We start from the raw sequence: 17873 nt of genomic DNA, 5'->3' as shown, positions 1-17873 counted from the left end.
GAACGAAGCGCGTAAGAGAAATTGGAACAGCCGACGAGGACCTTCCCTTATCGGCTTCGGAGATCAAGCACAGAAGCGTTGCTGCCTTCGATCAGGGGCAGTTTTGGAGCAGAGCATCGACATCGCGCTTCATGCGAGGCATGGTTTCCGCTGCGGTCTTTCGTCCCGCGGCGACGTCATTGATGTGGTTCTGGATGACATCAACGATTTTGACGGCGTTTGAACCGGCCCAGTTATACCATCCGGTCATCAGCGGTAGTTGCTTGACGCCGGTAGCGAGGTTTGGCCTTGCGTCATAAAATCCTCCCAAAAGGGCGGGATCATCCGTCGCCTTTCGGTTGCCGGGTGCATATCCAGTGCCGTTCGCCATGATTGTCTGTCCGATCGGCCCAGTCGCGAATTTCACATACTCCCAAGCGGCTCTTTGCTTGTCCTTATTGACTGCCAATATCATCGCGATACTGCCGCCGGCGGGAAGCGAGCCTTGACCGGATGCGAGCGGAAAGGGCATCGTACGCATCTTGAATTTTCCGGCGACGTTCCGCTCCATGAGCGCTACCGACGCACTGGATTCCGCGTAGATGCCGATCTCTCCCGCGGCGAAGGCCTGTCGGCCCTGTTGCCAACCCATGTCGGGCATTCCCGCTTTGGTGAAGCGCTCGAGCATGGCGAGGGCCCATGTTCCGTGCTCGTCGTCGAAGATCGCCTTACATCCGTTTTCTGCACCCATCCGGCCACCATGGCTGGTGACAAGCGCCTGATAAAGCCAGTTTCCGGAGGTGTTGTAACCGAAAAGGAAACCCGTTTTGCCGGGGGACGTAGAGGCAATCCGCCTACCCAGGTCAATGATCCCTTCCCAGTTCGTGGGGAAATCGTTAATGGTTCGACCCGCGGCTGTGAGCAAATCCTCATTGACATAAAGGACAGGTGTCGAGATCGCGAAAGGAAGACCATAGGATTTCCCTTCAACGTCACCGAGCGATGTCATGGACGCTAGGTAACCAAGATTATCGAGCTCCGTCTTGTCTGCAAACGCGCTAATCGGGACCGCCTTTCCACGATCCGCGACGATCCTAACCTGATTGATTCCATTGAAATACACATCAGGCTGATCCCCGATCAGAGAGGAACGGAGAACCTGTGCGGTGGCTTCGTCATAGGTGTTCGGAGGAGCCCGAAATACAATTTTGATGTCAGGATGCTCCTCCTGAAACTTGGCGGCGATCTTCTCTTGGATGTCTTTGAAGTTGCTCGGGATCGCGTAGAGCACGTTTAGTGTTGTTTCGGCATGGGCGACAGATCCAAAGAGGCAGGCGGACAAGCCTACAATCAGAACAATTGGTCGCATGCGCATTGAAGATCCTTCCAAGTGAACGTGGGGGCCGGACGGCTGCCGCTAACGGCGGATGCCTGATTGATAGAGGATTTTTGTTTCAGGCATGTGACATAGAAGTGGAATAAAAGTCCATTTCGCGACAGCCGCCAGCGATCAGGGAGAGGGATCGCGGTGCATCGGAAAAGGCCGAAGATCATGTTGCCGATGGCGCTGCCGGCGATCATCGCCTTCGGCATCTTTTCGGTGGTTTCTCACTGGAACAGCCTGTTCTGGCCGCTGATGGCGGTGCGCGACTAGGCGCTGATGCCGCCGCCGCTCGGCATCATGGGTTCAAGAACGGGGAGGCCGGCAACGACAATGGCCCACTGGTGGCCACTTCAACTGTCGTGGTCGCGCCCCGCAGCATCGCCGCCCGCGGGCCAGCGCGGGTTCCTCGAGGGACTGACCCGAGGGGCGGTGAAGTCAAACCAGGCGATGGTTTCGGTGTCTAAGCCCCGTCGGCCTCAATATGAAGCAAGCCTAGTTTGTCTGTTAGAATGGCAACGAGCGTCTCGATTGCCATCAAATGAGTAAAGGCGATCGTTAGTTTTGAGCCAGTCAAGGGCGACCTCACTGCCGAGGTGAGAATCAGGACATCCGCCCATTTAGAGATCGGAGCATCTTTGTGATTGGTGATGGCTGCCGTAGTCGCACCAGCAACTTTGGCCATGCGGAGCGATTGGACGGTGTCTTTTGTAAGACCAGATTCCGAAATCGCGATAACGACGGCATCGTGTGAGAGACCGGTAGATACATACGCTGCAAGAGTTGGATCACTCACGGCATGCGCAGGGAGGCCGATCCGTAACAGACGGAATGAGAGATAGCTCGCCACGAATCCAGATGCACCAGCACCGTAGATGTCGATGCGTCGCGCACTCACCATGGCATCCGCCAAACGCCGAACAGATGCCTCATCCAGAACTGATTGTGTCTCTCGTGTTGCTTGAACGATGTTGTCCGCAAGCACGTCGGAGAACTGCTTAGGAGGTATCTTGCCTTCTTCTGAGTAGATATTTTGACGTGCAAGATTTGCCGCAAGCGCGAGCTTGAATTCCTTCAAGCCTGAAAATCCTAACACCCGACAAAAGCGTATGATGGTCGCGGGCCCGGTCTCCGTAACAGCGCTCAGATCGTTGATCGTCTCCCGGACGACGATATCTGAGTTTTCGATCACGTATTTGCCTATGCGCTGTAGGGCACTCGGCAGCGATGGCATCCGTGCATTAATGAGCAGAAGAACATCTCTTTGATGATCCACATCCAGCTTCGATTGCTTGTTCATGTAGAAAAATCAGTCCTGCTCAGCGTGCAAACGGTACATCGTACCAGCATCAAGAGATAAGTTGGAACAAGAAAAGAGCAAGGAGATGCTGTCAATGGCCTTGTTGCATAAATGAGCGGGCGTTGTCGCGGGAATGGAAGGCAGAGCAGCAAATGGGCTGAAGAGCGGTGTCAGTTGGGCGGCACCGGTGGCCGTCTGCCGTTGCTCCGCCGCCTCCGCTCTGAAGAGACGGAGGTCCTGCGGGAGATGAGGTGGCGCTGGAGATTGAGGTGTTGTGCGGATAAGCTTCAGAGTGGGAGCCTTGGCCCGCTCATGATGAGCGGCTACAGTGGGCATGATCGCCCTTTTCCCGATTGGTAACCGTACTTGTTTGCTGCAATCATTGTGGCTGGCGCCGCATTCTGTGCGGAGATCCTCTTTGGCGCGACACCCTCGTCACCTCGTCGGCCTGGAGAGATGAGTATCACCCGCTACAAATTGAACGTCGTTACTCACAGGCGTTCTTGAGGCGCGGGGCCATCGATTTTCTCCGATACCGATCTCGGCTCTTCTCCGGCGTCTCTTCCAGAGGAGAATGGAGACCACACCGATGAAAAAGCCCCTCGCGCAAACGCAATGTGAGCGGCTAAGTCGATTGGAGTGTGCTGCGGTCCAAGCCACGGGAGGAGGGTACCAGCATCTGATGACGCTTATGCAACGCGAGGGTGTTCGCTCCGGCGACTCCAAGATCAGCCGCATGACGTACCTCGATAAAGCCCAGGTCTTAAGTCCTAGGGCCGCCCCCTTAGTCCGAGCCGGCCGTAAACTGGAGATAGGAGCGCACTTGGCGAAGCTGGCTGGAGATGCCTCATCCTGATGGGGCGGCAATGGTCTACGAACACAACGAGACGGATGTGGCGCTCGATCAGAAGCGACGCGAGGCGGCAGAGCACTTGGCTCGGAAAGCCCGAATTGGCTGGCCGACTATGATTGCCATTGCCGTTCTCCTCGTCGTCGGTGCCGTAGTAGTTCTTTCCCTCGTCCTCAATGCGGGCGTCGGTCGCCGACAGCGCCATCGAAGAGTCAGCTCGCGCGTTACCCTAGCCGTTACTGCAACCCTGAAGAGGCTAAAGGCCGCCAGCGTCAAACCTGCAACGCTATTGATTTTATCGTCAAATCTTGTGGGTACGGAAGGATTCGAACCTGGGCCCTTCTCTTGGCCTTTCTGATGAGAAGTCAGCGGCTCTCAATGAGGCTGAGGAACGGATGCTCGGATGTGACGCAGGTTAGCGCGCCCACTCGACCCGGAAGCCTACACGGTCTCCGCGAGCACCTTGCGGATGGCGGCAAGCGGCAGGCCGAAGTGCTTCGCGACTTGTGCCGGCGCACCCCCGCCAGAAGAGCGGCCCGCACCGCTTTGCGTTGCCCCTCCTGCAATGGGGATGAGATCGTGCCGGATCGTGAAGACTTGACCCGTTGTTTTGATCGGTGTGGATTGTGGCGCTCAAGGAATACGCGAGCATTTCTGACCGCCGCCTTCAACTCAGGCCGGCTTCCCCTGCCCGCCTTCATCCGGCGCTGCAGTTCATCCATGAGTTGGCCAAGTTGCTTGGCCAGTTGGGCATCAGACAGATCGGCAAGCTCCCCCAGCTCGGCCGAGCCAGGCGCCGGTTCGGACCGAGGTGTCGGTACCGTCAGCGTGCACTCGAACAGGTTGAGGGTGCGCGGCGAAGATCCCTTGTGCGACATAGGCTTATTGATCCGGCTTGGGTGGTCTTGAAATCGAGGGCCATTCGATCCAGTTCGGCGGGATGAAACATGTGGACATGCGCAAGTTGCCAGCAGCCGCGCAAGAGGAGCGTCGCCGGCAGGTCGTCGGCCTGCGTGAGAGCGGCCTGACTTATAAGGCCATTGCCGCGCAGGTGGGCCTGACCCGGACCGGCGTGTTCGATATCTGCCGCCGCTTCACCGAGCAGGGCCTGGCGGGATTGGCCAGTGGGCCGCGGGGCCCGGCACCCGGCACGGGACGGTTTCTCGAGCCTCAGCAGGAAGCGCAGGTTCGCGCTCTGATCAGCCGGCACACGCCCGACGAACTCGGTCTGCCCTTCGCCTTGTGGAGCCGGGCGGCGGTGCGGATGCTGATCGAGCGGCATTGTGGGGTCCGGCTGGCGGTGCGCACCATCGGCACCTATCTGGCGCGTTGGGGCTTCACGGCCCAGAAGCCGCTCCGACGCGCCTACGAGCAGTCATCGAAAGCCGTGCGGCGCTGGCTGCGGCAGGACTATCCGGCCATTGCAGCGCAAGCCAGAAAGGAGAAGGGTATGATCTTCTGGGGTGACGAGACCGGCCTGCGCTCCGACGATGTTCGCGGCCGCAGCTTCGCCCCACGCGGCCGAACGCCTGTCGTGCATCCCTGTCACAAGCGCGCAGGACTGGGCCTGATCTCGGCTCTGACCAACAAGGGCGAGCTACGCTGGATGGTGCTCGATGGTGCGCTCAAGGCCGCGAGCCTGATCCGCTTTCTCGGCCGGCTCATCCAGGAGGCCAACGGCAAGGTGTTTCTGATCTGGGACAATCTGCCGGTCCATCGGGCCCGGGCGGTGCAGGATTGGTTGGCTGAGCGCACGGAGCAGATCGAGGTCTTCTAGCTGCCTCCCTACAGCCCCGAGCTCAACCCGGACGAGGGTCTGAACGCCGACCTGAAGCAAGCCGTGACCCGCAAGCCGCCCGCTCGCAGCAAGCCCGAACTCAAATGCACCGTCATCAGCAACATGCGCCGGCTCGCCAAGTTGCCCGACCGGATCCGCAGCTACTTCGGGCATCCATCTTTCCGTTATGCCGCGTAGTTCAAGATCGCCCAAGCCGGATCAATAATATGGGGATCTGGCCGCTCCCATCCAAGCTTGGAGGAGTTTGTCTCACCGTGTTCAGAGGCTCCAGGCACTCCTGGTTCCGGTGCTTCGGGATCATTTCTACCACTTTACGAATCCGTCCGGGGTCAGTTCGATCTCAGGCTTGCGCGTTGGCCACTGATGCTGGCCGTTCACGGCCTTGGGACCCCGGATTCGCCTCGACGCCTGTTGAGGCGTGGAATCGTCGAGGGGCTGAGTTTGCGCAATCGGCTCACCGGAAAGGGACGTCTTGCCGGCCGTGCCGGTTCCCGTATCTGCCGTACCGGCGGTGCCGCAGGCGTGTTCGCTTTTGGCGCAGCGGGGGCCAGGCGGGACCGAACTGTCTTGCGTCCGACCGCTTTTGTGCGGGTCGGCTTCTGTCCCGCGCGGGCCACCGGCGCGGCGGCCACTGGCCTCGCACCATGCATTGAGGATCAGGTGTATCAGTGGTCGGGTTGCAGGCTGTGAGAACCCGTTCCACGGTGAGCAGGCCATCCTGCCAGTCTCCCCGGAGGCGGCGTGCGTCCCGTCGTTGCAGCAGCCGATGCCACAAGGATCCGGCACCCGGCACTTCGCCAGCGGCGGAGGCATTCCGATGGATGCCTATGTACATCGGCTACGAGAGGTTGCCATCCGTCAACGGGGATGGACGACGCCATCATGTGCAACGCTGTTTTCGCGACATGGCTAGCGTCGCTCTCGAACCAGAGTAAACGTCACACAGGCCCCGCTGCGATGCGCGGTTGGGCGCAATCTGATTGGAATAGATCGGGTGTCTTAAAGCGCTAAGGGACCGCTATCACTACATTCTAAGTTGGGGCGGAACAAGAGCTGATGGGACTCCCCACCTTTTTTAACAAGTTGGTTCTGAGCGACTTTGTCGGCCTGGGGCTATAACGTGGAGGGGAGCCCGCTGAGGGTGAACCGCAGATAGAGCCAGATCGCGTGCCGGGTGATCTCGGGCGGGAACTGGTGGCGCACATATGAGATGGGCTGCACGCCCCGACCCTACTGCACATCGATCTGACCCGTCAGCCGTTGCTGTGACAATGCCAGAGAGCCTGCAGAATGGCGCTGCCAGCAGGGCATCGGCTGCCGTAATGCCCCCGCTCCCTGCACCAGCATGTTGAAGTCGACCTTGCTCGCGCCGCTTCGGCGGCGGCACGGCGGCGACGTTCGACGATCCCGTAGCCGAGACGCTCGATGCCTCGGCGGATCGGACCGTTCGTCTTTTCTTACCGCTGCAGCATCGCGTCGAACACCGCAGCGAGCGCGGCGTGTCGGCGGCTGCGCCCCACCACATAGGCGACGCCGATCTCGCCGGTTGAGAACTCCGCGACGCAGCGTGTGACCGTCATCTCCTCCAGATTGAACTTCGCAGCCGTGCCACCGGGGCGCCCGCGCACCATGGCGGCGCCGTGCTGCGGCCCCTTTAGCCAGGTGATGGTTGACTTGCCAGGGAGCGCCTCCCATAGCGCGTCGATTTAGGCGAAAGGGCAAGCGCCAAGGTGGAGATCCAGCTCCGGCGGTCCAGCCACTCGGGACGAAGGCCGGGTCACGTCGGCTGCTGGTTTGGGATACGGAGGTCGTCTCGGACACGATCGTCGACTTCCTGCGGTTGCTTCACCTCACTGGCGGCAAATGCGCGCCGCACGGGGCCTGCCCACGGTTCTACGCGCGGGCGTGCGCCAGATCTGCAGACGAGGTGGAGACTGGTACGAGCTTTATGCGGCCGCTGCCCGCGGAGCCGCCTGAATGAGGCCAACGCTGGCCATCGCGTCCCAGAACGCCACATCACGCTGCGCGAAGGTCGCCTTGAACCTGGCGAGCGATTCCGCGCTCAGCGCCTCGGCGATCAGTGTCGCTAGAGCCTTCGAGCCATCCACACCAAGTCCAGCCTGCGGAATGCCGTAAAAGCGCGAGAGTTCGTCGGCGCGCACATCGCGCGTGAACATCACTGTCGGCAACCCGACCTGCAGCGCCACGGTGCCACCATGGAAGCGGTCGCCGATGAAGACGTCATGGCCCGCCATGGCTTGGCGCCAGGTATCGAGCGCGTCGAAATAGAAATAGCGGTTGAAGCTCGGCGAAAAGCCACCCCAATCCGTTATCGCCTGCTCGACCTTTTCCTTCCGCAGGATGCCGCGTGTGTCGTCACTGATGATATCGTCCTCGGCGAACAATCCGGGATGAAAAATCTCATCCTGCACGAAATAGCTGACGTTCTGCCCGTCCAGCAGGGCGCTGAGCGCAGCGGCGCGGTCGTGGTCACGCAGGACATAGCCGCCAGTGGCGATGCGCAGCTGTGCCGGCGAGGATTGGAGCGGTTGCAACCGTGCGATCGCGTCGGGATAGAGATGCAAGCTCGGACAGCCCAGCGCGACCGCGCGCCGCAATCCGTTGTCATGCAGCCATGCCGCCGTCCTGTCGGCTCTCACGCCAAAGAGGGCCGCATGAGTATTGAGCCAGCTCAGCAATTGGCGCAGGCTCGGATGAAGATCCTCCATCGCTAGCCCATCATCGTTCATGCCGAGACCCAGCGTCACGACCGGCACGTCGAGCCGTTCCAACAATCTCACCAGCGGCTCGAAATCCCGGCCGGGCGCGATCTCGTAGGCGGTGGGCAGCACGATCATGTCGAAGGCGCGGCTGACAGCCTCGGCCAGCGCCGGGATGCCGCGCTGGCCTGCCAGCGCGGGCAGGTCGACGAAGGCGCTCGCCTCGCGATCGCAGGCGAACAGCCGCGCCGTCGCCTCGCCGACGACAATGTAGCCCTTATTGCCGGTACGACGGAAATCGCGCGCCAGGGCGCCGTAGGTCGGATCGGCGGAGCGCGGCAGGCCGCCGGCGGGGAGGCCGGCAATTTCCGGCCGCGGCAGGGAATTTCCTGGCCGCCAGCCGAAGCAGATGCGCGTGGTGTGCGACATGGGTCCGGGCCTCAATGCGGCAGCAGCGGCGAGACGCGGTCGATCAGCTCCTGCTGCGCCTGCGCCGGGGTGATCTTCAGCGTGCCGAGCCGGTTGAGGACCTCCTCGATCTCCTTCGAGATGCGCACGCCGTTGTCGCCCGGGAACGAGTACCAGGCGGTGGCGACGGGAAGCTGCTTCACGGCGGTCAGCTGCAAGGGATTGTCGCGGTAGTACTCGCCCAGCAGCGTCGGATCCTCGAGCGCCTTGAGGTTGTTCGGCATGTAGCCGGTGAACTTGACCACGATGGTCTGGGCCACGGGGCCGGTCATGAATTTGAGGTAGTTCCAGGCCGCGCGCTGGTGGGCCGGGGCCTTGGCAAACATCATTACGCAGGCCCCGCCGACCGGCACCCGGCCATCCTTGCTTTCCAGCGGGAAGGGCATGGTGCGGATCTCCAAGCGATCGCCGATCTGCTTTTGATATTCGGTCAGGATGCTGCTGGTGTTGACGAAGATGCCGAGCGTGCCGGATGCATAGGCTTGGCGCCACTGGTTGCGAGTCATGTCGACCTGTCCGCTCCGCCCGAAGTCGTGGATAATCTGGAGCGCGCGCAGCGTCTGGGCATTGTCGAAGTTGAGCCGGGTCTCCTGGGCGTTCATCGGCTCCGTACCGAGGCTCGAGAGCAGGGCCAGGAAGGACCAGTTGCCATTGCCCTTGTAGTCGAACACCGCGCCCTGGATCGGCCCGTCGAGCCCGTCGATCTTGCGCCCGAGTTCGAGGATGCCCGCCCAGTCGGACGGCAGATGGTCGGGATCGCTGCCCGCCTTGCGTACCAGATCAGCGTTGAAATAGACGATCGGCATCGAGGTGGTGAACGGAATGCCATAGAGCTTGCCCTGATAGCGGCAGGCATCGAGGCTGGCGGGCGCATAGCCCAGAGCCTCGGGGCCGCCATCGGCGGCGAGCATGTCGTCGAGCGGCACGGCGAGGCCACGCTCGGCCATCAGCTTCACGCGGGCATAGCCGTGGAACATCACGTCCGGCAGGGAGCCGGCGATGGACTGGCGCAGCGTGTCCTGCGCCAGCGCGTCGTAGTCGACCGCCGGTGTGAGGAAGCGCAGCTTGATGCCGGGATGGGCTGTCTCGAACAGCGGCGTCGACTCGTCATACATCTGCCGGTGATGGGGTACCGCGAAGGCGACCTCGAGCTTGACGTCTTCGGCATGGCCCGGCCCCGCCCCGAGCGAGCCGAGCAGCGCGCCCGCCACCAGAGCCCTGCCGGCTCCCTTCAGGTTCAAGGATGTCATCTCCACTCTCCCGCGACTACGCGGCCCGGCATCGGGCTCGCCAAAGGGTACCCTGTCCCCCGAAAGGCATGGGCTGTCGTCGGGCAGTTGGCACCGCGGCGATGACAGTCGCTTGACAGTTTCGCCTGCGGCTGAGGATGACTGCGCGCATCATCCACGCCGTGTTGCGCCATGGAAGCAAGCGGCCCGAGCCGCCAAACCTTCGCGCCCACCGTTCACCTTCGGCTCCGATGCGCGAAACACCAACCACTCGCGCAGTGATCTGCGCGTCGCCGTGCATGTCTTCACTCAATTGTCACATCCGGTGGGCATCCAACGGACGCCGACATTCAACGATGAGGAGAAAGCGCATGTGCATTCCGGGTCTCAGAACGGCGCTGGCCGTCGCCGCGTGGCTGATTGGCACGGCGGTCTTCGGACCGGCAGCCTGGGCGCAGACCACGCTTCAGGTGTTCTACGCCTATCCGAACAACTGCAAGCCGGTCCTGGAGCGCATCGCCGGGGAGTTCGAAGCCGCCCGTCCCGGGATCAAGATGTCCTTCTGGATCCCTGCCAGCAGCTATGACTGCGCCCGCTGATCCGGCGCCTCGCTTCTCCTCCACTCCCTCTCTTCGGTTGCTGCACCATGCTTGAGACTTCCATCGAAGACCGCTTCTCGTCCTTTGCCATCGCTCCACGCTGGACGATCCGCAACGCCCGCATCGTGACGCGCGAGACCGTCGTCGCCGGCGCGCTCACGGTGGAAGAGGGGCGGATCGCGGTGATCGCCGAGGGCACGCGGGCGGAGGCCGGGGCTGGCCTCGACCTCGATGGCGACTACCTGCTGCCCGGCTTCATCGACGTCCACACCGACAATCTGGAGAAGCATATCGTAGCCCGGCCGGGCGTGTTCTGGGATCCGGTCTCGGCGGTGCTGGCGCATGATGCGCTCGTCATCGCCGCCGGCATCACCACGGTGTTCGACTCGCTGGTGGTCGGCGCCATGGGCAAGCCGGACCGGCTCAAGGCACTGCCGATGATGATCGAGGGCCTCGACGCGGCACGCCAGTACGGGCTGCTGCGCGCCGACCATCGGCTGCATCTACGCTGCGAAGTGCCGCGCACCGACATCGTCGACGTGATCGCGCCTTATCTCGACGATCCCCAGCTCGTCTTCGGCACCCTCATGGAAGACAGCGCACCGCGCGACCGCGAGCGCTTCCGCTTCGTGATGGGCACGCGCGGCGTCGAGGACGGGGCCCGCCTGGCGGCCCTCGAAGAGGAGAGCAACGCCGACGGCGCCGCCAATCTGCGCGCGCGGCGGCGGGCGCTGGTGGAGGCCTTCGGCGCGCGCGGCATCGCCTGCGCCAGCCATGACGACACCCGCGCCTGGCACATTGACGAGGCGCAGGAGCTCGGCATGACCATCTCCGAGTTCCCGGTGACGCCGGAGGCCATGGACGCGGCGAGCGCCGCGCGCATGACGCTGATCGCCGGGGCGCCGAACGTGGTGTTCGGCCGTTCGCACAAGGGCTTCCTGTCGATGCGCGAGCGCACCAGGGCCGGCGCGGTGCAGATCCTGTGCTCGGACTACATCCCCTCCAGCCTCCTGCGCGCCGTCTTCCTGCTCGCGGAGGCCGGCATGCCCCTGCCCGAGGCGACGGCGCTGGTCAGCGCCCGGCCGGCCGAGACCTTCGGGCTTGAGGACCGTGGTGCCCTCGCGCCCGGCCGCCGCGCCGATCTGCTCCACGTCGCGATGATCGACGGGCAGCCGGCGCTGCGCGGCGTCTGGTCCGAAGGCCGCCGGGTCTTCTGAAGGCAAGCCTCCAAGCAGGGAGATTCCGATGGTGTCGACGACCATTCTCGTCTCCGACATGCTCGGCGAAGGACGCCCGAACCTGCGCGGCTGGCGGCGCGTCGGCTGGCTGCGCCTGCGGCTGGGAGGAGATCAAACGCCTTCGCGAGGAGCCGGGCGAACTCCTCACACCGACAGATCGGGCTGGACGCGCTCCGCCGTTGCGAGGCCGTCACCGGCCACCGGCGCCTTCCCGGCCGGCCCGACGCCGAGCCCGCTGGCCACTGAAACCGACACGCCTTTCCGGACACCTGCATGAGGAGCAACGCCCATGAAATTAGCGACCTACAACATTCATTTCGGGGTCGGACGCGACGGCCGCTGCGATCTCGTCCGCGCGCTTGACGCCGTGCGCGAGGTCGACATCATCGGCCTGCAGGAGGTGGACAGCTACTGGGACCGCTCCGGCAATGTCGACCAGGTCGAGCTGATCCGCGAGCTGATGCCCGAGCATGACCTTGCCTATGGTCCCGGCGTCGAGGTGGTCAAGCGCGATGCCGTGACAGGCGCGGTGGTGCGCGGCCGGCGCCGCCGCTCCGGCAACATCATCCTGTCGCGCTATCCGATCCTGACGGTGCGCAACTTCCCGCTGCCGAAATATGGCGCGTCGGATCCCAAGCTCGACATCCAGAAGGCGCTCATCGAGGTGAGCCTCGACACGCCGCTCGGGCCGCTCCGTGTCTACAACACTCATCTGTGCCATCTGTCCGAGCCGCAGCGCAAATTGCAGCTGGAGTTCATGCTCGACATCCACCACCGCGCGCAACGCGAAGGCACACCGCTCAGCGGCACGCACCCCAAGGATGCGAGCTTCGCCTCCGAGCCGGCGCTCGCACCAGTGCCCGAGAATGCGGTGCTGCTAGGGGACCTCAATCTGCTACCGAGCGGGGAGGCGTACAGTGCCATCGCCGGCGCCACCGGCAACCGCTGGACCCGCGTGCCGCGGCTCGGTGGCTTCGTCGACGCCTGGGTCGCCGCCGGCCATGACGAGCAGGCCGGCATCGGTCGAGGCGAGGTGGAAGGCGCGACCAGCGGTGACCGGTCCCGCCGCATCGACTATTGCTTCATCAGCGAAAGCCTCGCCGAACGCGTCGCCGCCGCCGAGGTGCGCTACGACGCCGAGGGCTCCGACCACTATCCGGTGATCGTCACCATGGAGTAAGGGGTCGACCGACAGACCTGAGCCTGTTGGAAAGGGGCGATGCCGCGGGCGTCACCCCCTAGTCATTCAGTGAGACCACGACATCGAGGCGTTCCGACACGATCTTGCCGTGGACGTGCTGGACCGGCACGCCGCTGGCATCAAGGCTGACGCTGAGCAGCTCGACCAGCGGCTTGCTGCGCCCGATCCGCAAGGTCCTCGCTTCCTGCACCGACGGCAGTGACGCGCGGATCTGCATGTCGTTGCGCAGCATCTGGGTGACGCCGTAGCGGCTCAACGCCTCGGACACCGATCCGGTCTCGGCGATCGAGCGGCCGATGCCGGAGAAGCGCGGCAGCGGATAGAAATAGGTGGTCAAGGAGACCGGCTGCTCATCGATCACCCGCAAGGTTCGGACACGGCAGATCGGATGCCCCACGGGCAGCGAGAGCAGGGCCGCCAGCCGCTTGCCGGCCTGCATTTCGGTGCTCGACAATACCCGCCGTTGCGCGCTCCGACCCGTGCGCAGGATCGCGTTGGTCATGCGTGTTGCGCGGCCGACGCGGTAGCAGATCTGGTAATCCGCCACATAGGCGCCCTTGCCGTGGACGACGGTGACGAGTTCTTTCTCCTTGAGCCGGGCCATGGCGCGCCGGACCGTATGCCGGTGCACATCAAAGGAGGCAGCAAGCTGGCCCTCGGTGGGCAGACGCGTCCCCGGCGGCAGGTGTCCGTCGCGGATTTGTTGTTCGATGTCCTGCTGGACGCGCCGCCAGAGCGTCAGCTTCGGTCGCTCCTCGCTGCTCATCTCGCTGTCTCCGCCATTTGACGACGGCCCGCTGCTTCTTTGGAATTGCCGATTTAAGCGAAGGAGACCGGAATCTGATCGCGCTCAGAAAGTTTTGACAGAGCCGCCCGCAGAGTGGCTTTCACGTTCGACAACTCTTCCTCCGAGAGGAAATGCGATTCAATCAGCGCTCGGTCGATGGTCCAGATCGAGTCTTCCGGAAGCGGATCGGTGCCGTAACGCGGCACGATATTCCAGTGAACGTGAGCAAAGGAATTCCCGAAGAAGGCGACATTCATCTTCTTGGCGTTGAACGCAAGCTGTACGGCTTCCGTGACCATCGCCATTTCGACGAGATGACGCGCGCGAATATCCATAGGCATGTCGTGCAGCTCGCGCGCCTTGCATTTGGCGGCGAAGAAGCAATAGCCCTTGAAGTACTGGCGGTTGCGGCTGAGCGAAAGATAACCGGTTTCGAGTTCGGCAACGAAGTGACCCTCGTCCGCGCCATCGATCGACTGCAGAAGCTCCTGGCGGGAATAGGTTTCCAGAACCATGATAGATTTCTTTCTTTCATTGAGGTGTTGCCGCGCCCTCCCGCGGTGCCAGCGGCGCGACGACGCGGATGGCGAGCGTTAGGATTTCGGGAGGAGTTTCGTGACGTCGCGTACCATCTCGGGCATCACCTCTTCTGGGGTCTGCTTGAGATTTACGACACTCTGCAGGTAATCGCGGATGACGGTGGTGATCCGGGGACCGTTCTGACCCGGATAGAGGTTTTGAATCTTGATCCGCGGCAGCTGCTCGATGGCAGGACGAGCGTTCGGATTGGCATTATAGTACTCGCCAAGATAGGAGAGGTCCTGTACGGCGACGGTATTGACCGGCGTCAAGCCGGTGGCCTTGACGATCAGAGTCTGTGCTTCCGGGCCAGAAGCAAACTTCAGGAATTTCCAGGCGGCCGCGATCTTGGCCGGGTCCTTGGTCGTGATCGCCATGCCGCCACCTCCCGATGCCAATCGACCATCCTTGGCGGACTGCGGAAATGGACCGGTCCGAATATCCAGCGTCGGACCTGCGTTGGCCGTCAATGTGTTCAATCTCGAATTCGAGGCGAAATAGATTCCAATCCTCCCGGAGGCAAATGCCTGTCGGGCCTGCTCGGCCGTCATATCGACCATGCCGGCCTGACCGAACCGCTGCATCAGCTTCAGGGCGTCTCGACCCGCCTGGGAATCGAAGCCGATCTTGCCGTCCGCGGTGAACACGTCCCCGTCATGACTGGCGACAAGGGAGTTGAACGACCAGTTGTAGCTGTCCGCATAGTATTCGAAGAACAGCGGTATGATCCCAGGTTCAGTCCTGCGCAGATCGGCCGCGATGGAGAGAATGTCATCCCACGACAGCTCGAGGCTGTTCAGGTCCGGTCGCACCTTCCGGATCAGGCTCATGTTGTAGTAGGCGATGCTGGCGGACACGGACTGCGGGATCGCGACGACATGCCCCTTCCAGGTGGTGGTAGCCAGAGAGCCCGGTTCAACACCCACATCCTTCCAGCCCGAGTCACCTGAGATGAGGTTGTCGAGCGGCGTCAGAATGCCGCGCTCGGCTAGAGCAGGCATGTCCGTGTAGCAGACCGAGGAAACGACATCGGGCAATGCACCCGTGACGGCATCGCGGAGCAACTGCTGCAAAAGAGCCGGACAGTCTGTGGCATTGGCTTCCAGTTCGATCTTGATGTCGGGATTGTCCTGCATGAACCGCTCGGCGATGGGTCTCAGGAAAAGGCTGTCCCGGCTGGGAAAAGCGTGGGTCAGATGGAGTGTGATCGGTTCGGCATCGGATGAGGTGGCGCAAGCCAGAAAGCCGACGGCACCAACGATCAACAGGAGGCGCCTGTTCATTTCGAAGTCCTTCCAAGCAATTTGTGGGTCTGCGTGGCCATCCGCTCCAAGGCCGCTTCAGGTTTGGTTCGGCGCGTGACGACATCGCGCATCTCGTCGGCCATCATCTGAACGATCTTAACCGTATTGTCGCTCGGGAATGAGAATTGATCTCCGGTGATCGCCAGACGCTCAACAGCTGGTCGATGGAAGGGATTGATTTTGAAATACTCGTCGAAAAAGGCTGGATCGTTGAGGGCCAGCAAGTTGATCGGCATATAGCCCGAGTTCTTGGCGAGGATCATCTGACCCTGTTGGCGGACTGCGAACTTCATGAATTCCCAGACGACCTTTTGCTTCGCCGGATCCTTCGTGAACATGAAGAAACCGTGACCAGCGCCAACCAGGCGACCGTTCGGGTTCGCTACCGGAAACTGCGAAACGGCGAGTTCGAAGCGACCGGCCGCCGCTTTAGCCGCTGACGTCGTACCGCTCGCAGACTGGATATGCATGGCTGTTGCGCCGGCTTTAAATGCCTGTCGCGCCTGCTCCATCGTCATATCGGTTTTGTTGATGTCGCCGAACCGATAAAGCGTTTCGAGCGCCTGCCGCCCTTCCGCTCCGTCGAAGGCGATTGCGGTCTTGGCGTCATTCATCATGGATCCGCCATAGGACGCCAACAGGTTTTGGAAGATCCACGCGTTGGTCGAGGTATATTCGATATAGCCGCCGTTGACGTTGTCGCCCATCTCGGCGACCTTGGTGCCGATCTCGTAGATCTCTTCCCAGGTGCTCGGCGGTTGCGGCTTGGCATAGCCGGCCTTACGGAGCAGATCCATGTTGCAATAGACGATCGGAACGGTCGTACCATAGGGCAGGCAATAGACATTGCCAGCCACCGTTGTCGCGTCGATCATTGGCTTCGACAGCCCCATGGCCTCGAGATTTTTGCTATCGTTGCCAAAAACCTCGTTGAGCGGTTGGGCAATCTTGCGATTGGCAAGAATGCCAGCGTAAGTCAGCGACTGCCAGGTGCCATCCGGAAGAGCGCCCACCATCGAGGCGCGAAGCGTGTTGTTGAGAAGCGGATCCCAGTTCTCGCCGTCGGCTACGAATTTGACAGCCATGGACGGGTTTTCGGCTTTGAACTGCGCGCTCAGTTCGGCAAGCAGCGTCTGGTAGGATGGCACACCCTGGCTAAGTGTGACGGTAAGCTTGTCGGAGGCCCTGAGAATTCCGGGCGCCGCGAGGGCGACGGTCGAGGCTGTTCCCGCCATGAGTAGTTTTCTACGAGTGATATGCATCGATACGCCGCTCCGTGTATGTTAGAAGATTTTCCGAACCGGCCCCGCCAGAGATGCGCCGGGGTTGTTTGACCGCAATGCGCGAGTCTCTCGATCTGGCACCAAGCATCAGAGAATCACCCGAAACGCATTTGGCGCTATCCATCACGATGCTTCCCGAAATGCTCATAGTTCGGCCGGTACCGCCAATTTAAACAGGCCATCTCCAGCGCGTGTCTCGACCGGAAAACGGCGACACAACACGAACCCGGCGTCTTTGAAATTGACAGGAATTGGTTTGGACCACGGCATCTCTATGCTGTGCACGAATCCGGCTAATTGGTTTGCTTCAACGTAGCTTCCCAGTTCGACGCGCGGCTCGAACAACCCGGTTGCTGGCGAGCAGACCGTCGCGCTGACCGGCAGCCTGCGCAAGAAGCAAACCTGTTGCGGTTGTTGATGCGACTGTTGCTGGATGATTCCCAGGTGGTTGAGCAGGCGGAGCAGAGCATTGCGAACCATATCCAATGCCGGCCAGCTCACTGAACCTCCACCGCCCACCTCTACTGAAATGTTGAAGACTCCTGCACGGTCGCAAGCGCCGAGGACACTCGATGGTGAATAGTCGGCCTTATCGACGAAGAACGCGACCGGCAGTCCGAACGACTTTACCAATTCGACCAGCTCGCGCTTTCTCTCACCGTCAAGCACTCCGGAAATCATTGTCGATGGGACATAATCCACCGGCTTCCCGCCTGAGTGAATGTCGACCATGACACTTGCGCGAGGCAGCAATACCGTTTCAATAAAGCACGCAATGCGTTCCGTCGGCGTGCCATCGACCCGGCCTGGAAAAACACCATTGAGGTTGCTCCCATCGACCGGGGAGAACCTTGTTCCGGCTTGGACGGCTGGAGCATTTGCCGCAGGAAGAATGATGAGTTGACCCGTCACATCTTCAGGTCGGATGTCCGCAAGAAGGGAGCGGGATACCAGCTGCCCCTCGTACTCATCGCCGTGACATCCGCCCATGATGATTGCGCATGGTCCCGCTCCATTGCGCACCGAGGTCACGGGGATCATCGACCAACCGAACGGCGAACGCTCGGTCGCGGTCTTTACATGGAGATAACCATCGAAACGACCATCTTGATCGAGATCAATATTCAGGTCGAAGGTGGCGTTCAGTGCCATATCTA

Annotated in this window: 15 protein-coding genes and 1 pseudogene; 5 read left to right on the top strand and 11 right to left on the bottom strand. The window is 61.7% G+C overall.

Annotated elements, in window-relative coordinates; all coding sequences use genetic code 11:
• Positions 1-91: 91 nt before the first annotated feature.
• From JO965_RS30195 to JO965_RS30180, 3 genes are all read right to left on the bottom strand, one after another.
• Positions 92-1354, bottom strand: coding sequence for an ABC transporter substrate-binding protein (locus JO965_RS30195; protein ID WP_203444588.1), 1263 nt, complete (start codon positions 1352-1354; stop codon positions 92-94).
• Positions 1355-1823: 469 nt separating this feature from the next.
• Positions 1824-2660, bottom strand: a complete 837-nt coding sequence (locus JO965_RS30185) for a MurR/RpiR family transcriptional regulator (protein ID WP_203444587.1) — start codon at positions 2658-2660, stop codon at positions 1824-1826.
• A gap of 770 nt (positions 2661-3430) precedes the next feature.
• Positions 3431-3715, bottom strand: a complete 285-nt coding sequence (locus JO965_RS30180) for a hypothetical protein (RefSeq protein WP_203444586.1) — start codon at positions 3713-3715, stop codon at positions 3431-3433.
• Positions 3716-4450: 735 nt separating this feature from the next.
• On the opposite strand from JO965_RS30180, the pseudogene JO965_RS30175 reads away from it, so the two are divergent.
• Positions 4451-5485 (top strand): annotated as a pseudogene (locus JO965_RS30175) (IS630 family transposase).
• A gap of 1280 nt (positions 5486-6765) precedes the next feature.
• Here JO965_RS30175 and JO965_RS30170 read toward each other — a convergent pair.
• From JO965_RS30170 to JO965_RS30160, 3 genes are all read right to left on the bottom strand, one after another.
• Positions 6766-6975, bottom strand: coding sequence for a phosphonate C-P lyase system protein PhnG (locus JO965_RS30170; protein WP_246777062.1), 210 nt, complete (start codon positions 6973-6975; stop codon positions 6766-6768).
• A 279-nt stretch (positions 6976-7254) separates the two neighbouring features.
• Complete coding sequence (locus JO965_RS30165; protein ID WP_203444585.1) at positions 7255-8457, bottom strand: polysaccharide pyruvyl transferase family protein; 1203 nt, start codon at positions 8455-8457, stop codon at positions 7255-7257.
• A gap of 11 nt (positions 8458-8468) precedes the next feature.
• Positions 8469-9746, bottom strand: coding sequence for an ABC transporter substrate-binding protein (locus tag JO965_RS30160; protein WP_203444584.1), 1278 nt, complete (start codon positions 9744-9746; stop codon positions 8469-8471).
• Between the two features lie 350 nt (positions 9747-10096).
• On the opposite strand from JO965_RS30160, the gene JO965_RS30155 reads away from it, so the two are divergent.
• Genes JO965_RS30155 through JO965_RS30140 form a run of 4 tightly spaced genes read left to right on the top strand, consistent with a single transcriptional unit; the run spans position 10097 to position 12742 of the window.
• Positions 10097-10324, top strand: coding sequence for a hypothetical protein (locus JO965_RS30155; RefSeq protein ID WP_203444583.1), 228 nt, complete (start codon positions 10097-10099; stop codon positions 10322-10324).
• A 47-nt stretch (positions 10325-10371) separates the two neighbouring features.
• Positions 10372-11541, top strand: coding sequence for an alpha-D-ribose 1-methylphosphonate 5-triphosphate diphosphatase (locus tag JO965_RS30150; RefSeq protein ID WP_203444582.1), 1170 nt, complete (start codon positions 10372-10374; stop codon positions 11539-11541).
• A gap of 28 nt (positions 11542-11569) precedes the next feature.
• Positions 11570-11839 (top strand): hypothetical protein, encoded by a 270-nt coding sequence (locus JO965_RS30145; RefSeq protein ID WP_203444581.1) that lies wholly within the window; start codon positions 11570-11572, stop codon positions 11837-11839.
• 12 nt (positions 11840-11851) lie between these two features.
• Positions 11852-12742: an endonuclease/exonuclease/phosphatase family protein gene (locus tag JO965_RS30140; RefSeq protein ID WP_203444580.1), complete on the top strand. Its 891-nt coding sequence runs from the start codon at positions 11852-11854 to the stop codon at positions 12740-12742.
• Between the two features lie 58 nt (positions 12743-12800).
• Here JO965_RS30140 and phnF read toward each other — a convergent pair whose 3' ends face one another.
• The 5 genes from phnF to JO965_RS30115 all read right to left on the bottom strand — a co-directional run bounded on the left by phnF (position 12801) and on the right by JO965_RS30115 (position 17868).
• Positions 12801-13529 (bottom strand): phosphonate metabolism transcriptional regulator PhnF, encoded by a 729-nt coding sequence (gene phnF / locus JO965_RS30135; protein ID WP_203444579.1) that lies wholly within the window; start codon positions 13527-13529, stop codon positions 12801-12803.
• 53 nt (positions 13530-13582) lie between these two features.
• The gene (locus tag JO965_RS30130; protein ID WP_203444578.1) at positions 13583-14065 is read right to left on the bottom strand and encodes an HIT family protein; all 483 of its coding nucleotides are present in this window, start codon (positions 14063-14065) and stop codon (positions 13583-13585) included.
• A 78-nt stretch (positions 14066-14143) separates the two neighbouring features.
• Entirely contained in the window at positions 14144-15412 is a 1269-nt protein-coding gene (locus JO965_RS30125; RefSeq protein ID WP_203444577.1) for an extracellular solute-binding protein, read from the bottom strand.
• Positions 15409-16668 carry an extracellular solute-binding protein gene (locus tag JO965_RS30120; RefSeq protein ID WP_203444576.1) on the bottom strand — a complete coding sequence of 420 codons (1260 nt, stop codon included), beginning with the start codon at positions 16666-16668 and terminating at the stop codon, positions 15409-15411. Before JO965_RS30120 ends, JO965_RS30125 begins: the two co-directional genes overlap by 4 nt.
• A 192-nt stretch (positions 16669-16860) precedes the next feature.
• Positions 16861-17868, bottom strand: a complete 1008-nt coding sequence (locus JO965_RS30115) for a succinylglutamate desuccinylase/aspartoacylase family protein (protein WP_203444575.1) — start codon at positions 17866-17868, stop codon at positions 16861-16863.
• Between the last annotated feature and the right edge of the window lie 5 nt (positions 17869-17873).

It is taken from the genome of Microvirga sp. VF16 (genome assembly GCF_016864375.1).
In the GTDB taxonomy this organism is placed as follows: Bacteria; Pseudomonadota; Alphaproteobacteria; order Rhizobiales; family Beijerinckiaceae; genus Microvirga.
This window is presented reverse-complemented; position numbering and strand designations above follow the sequence as displayed.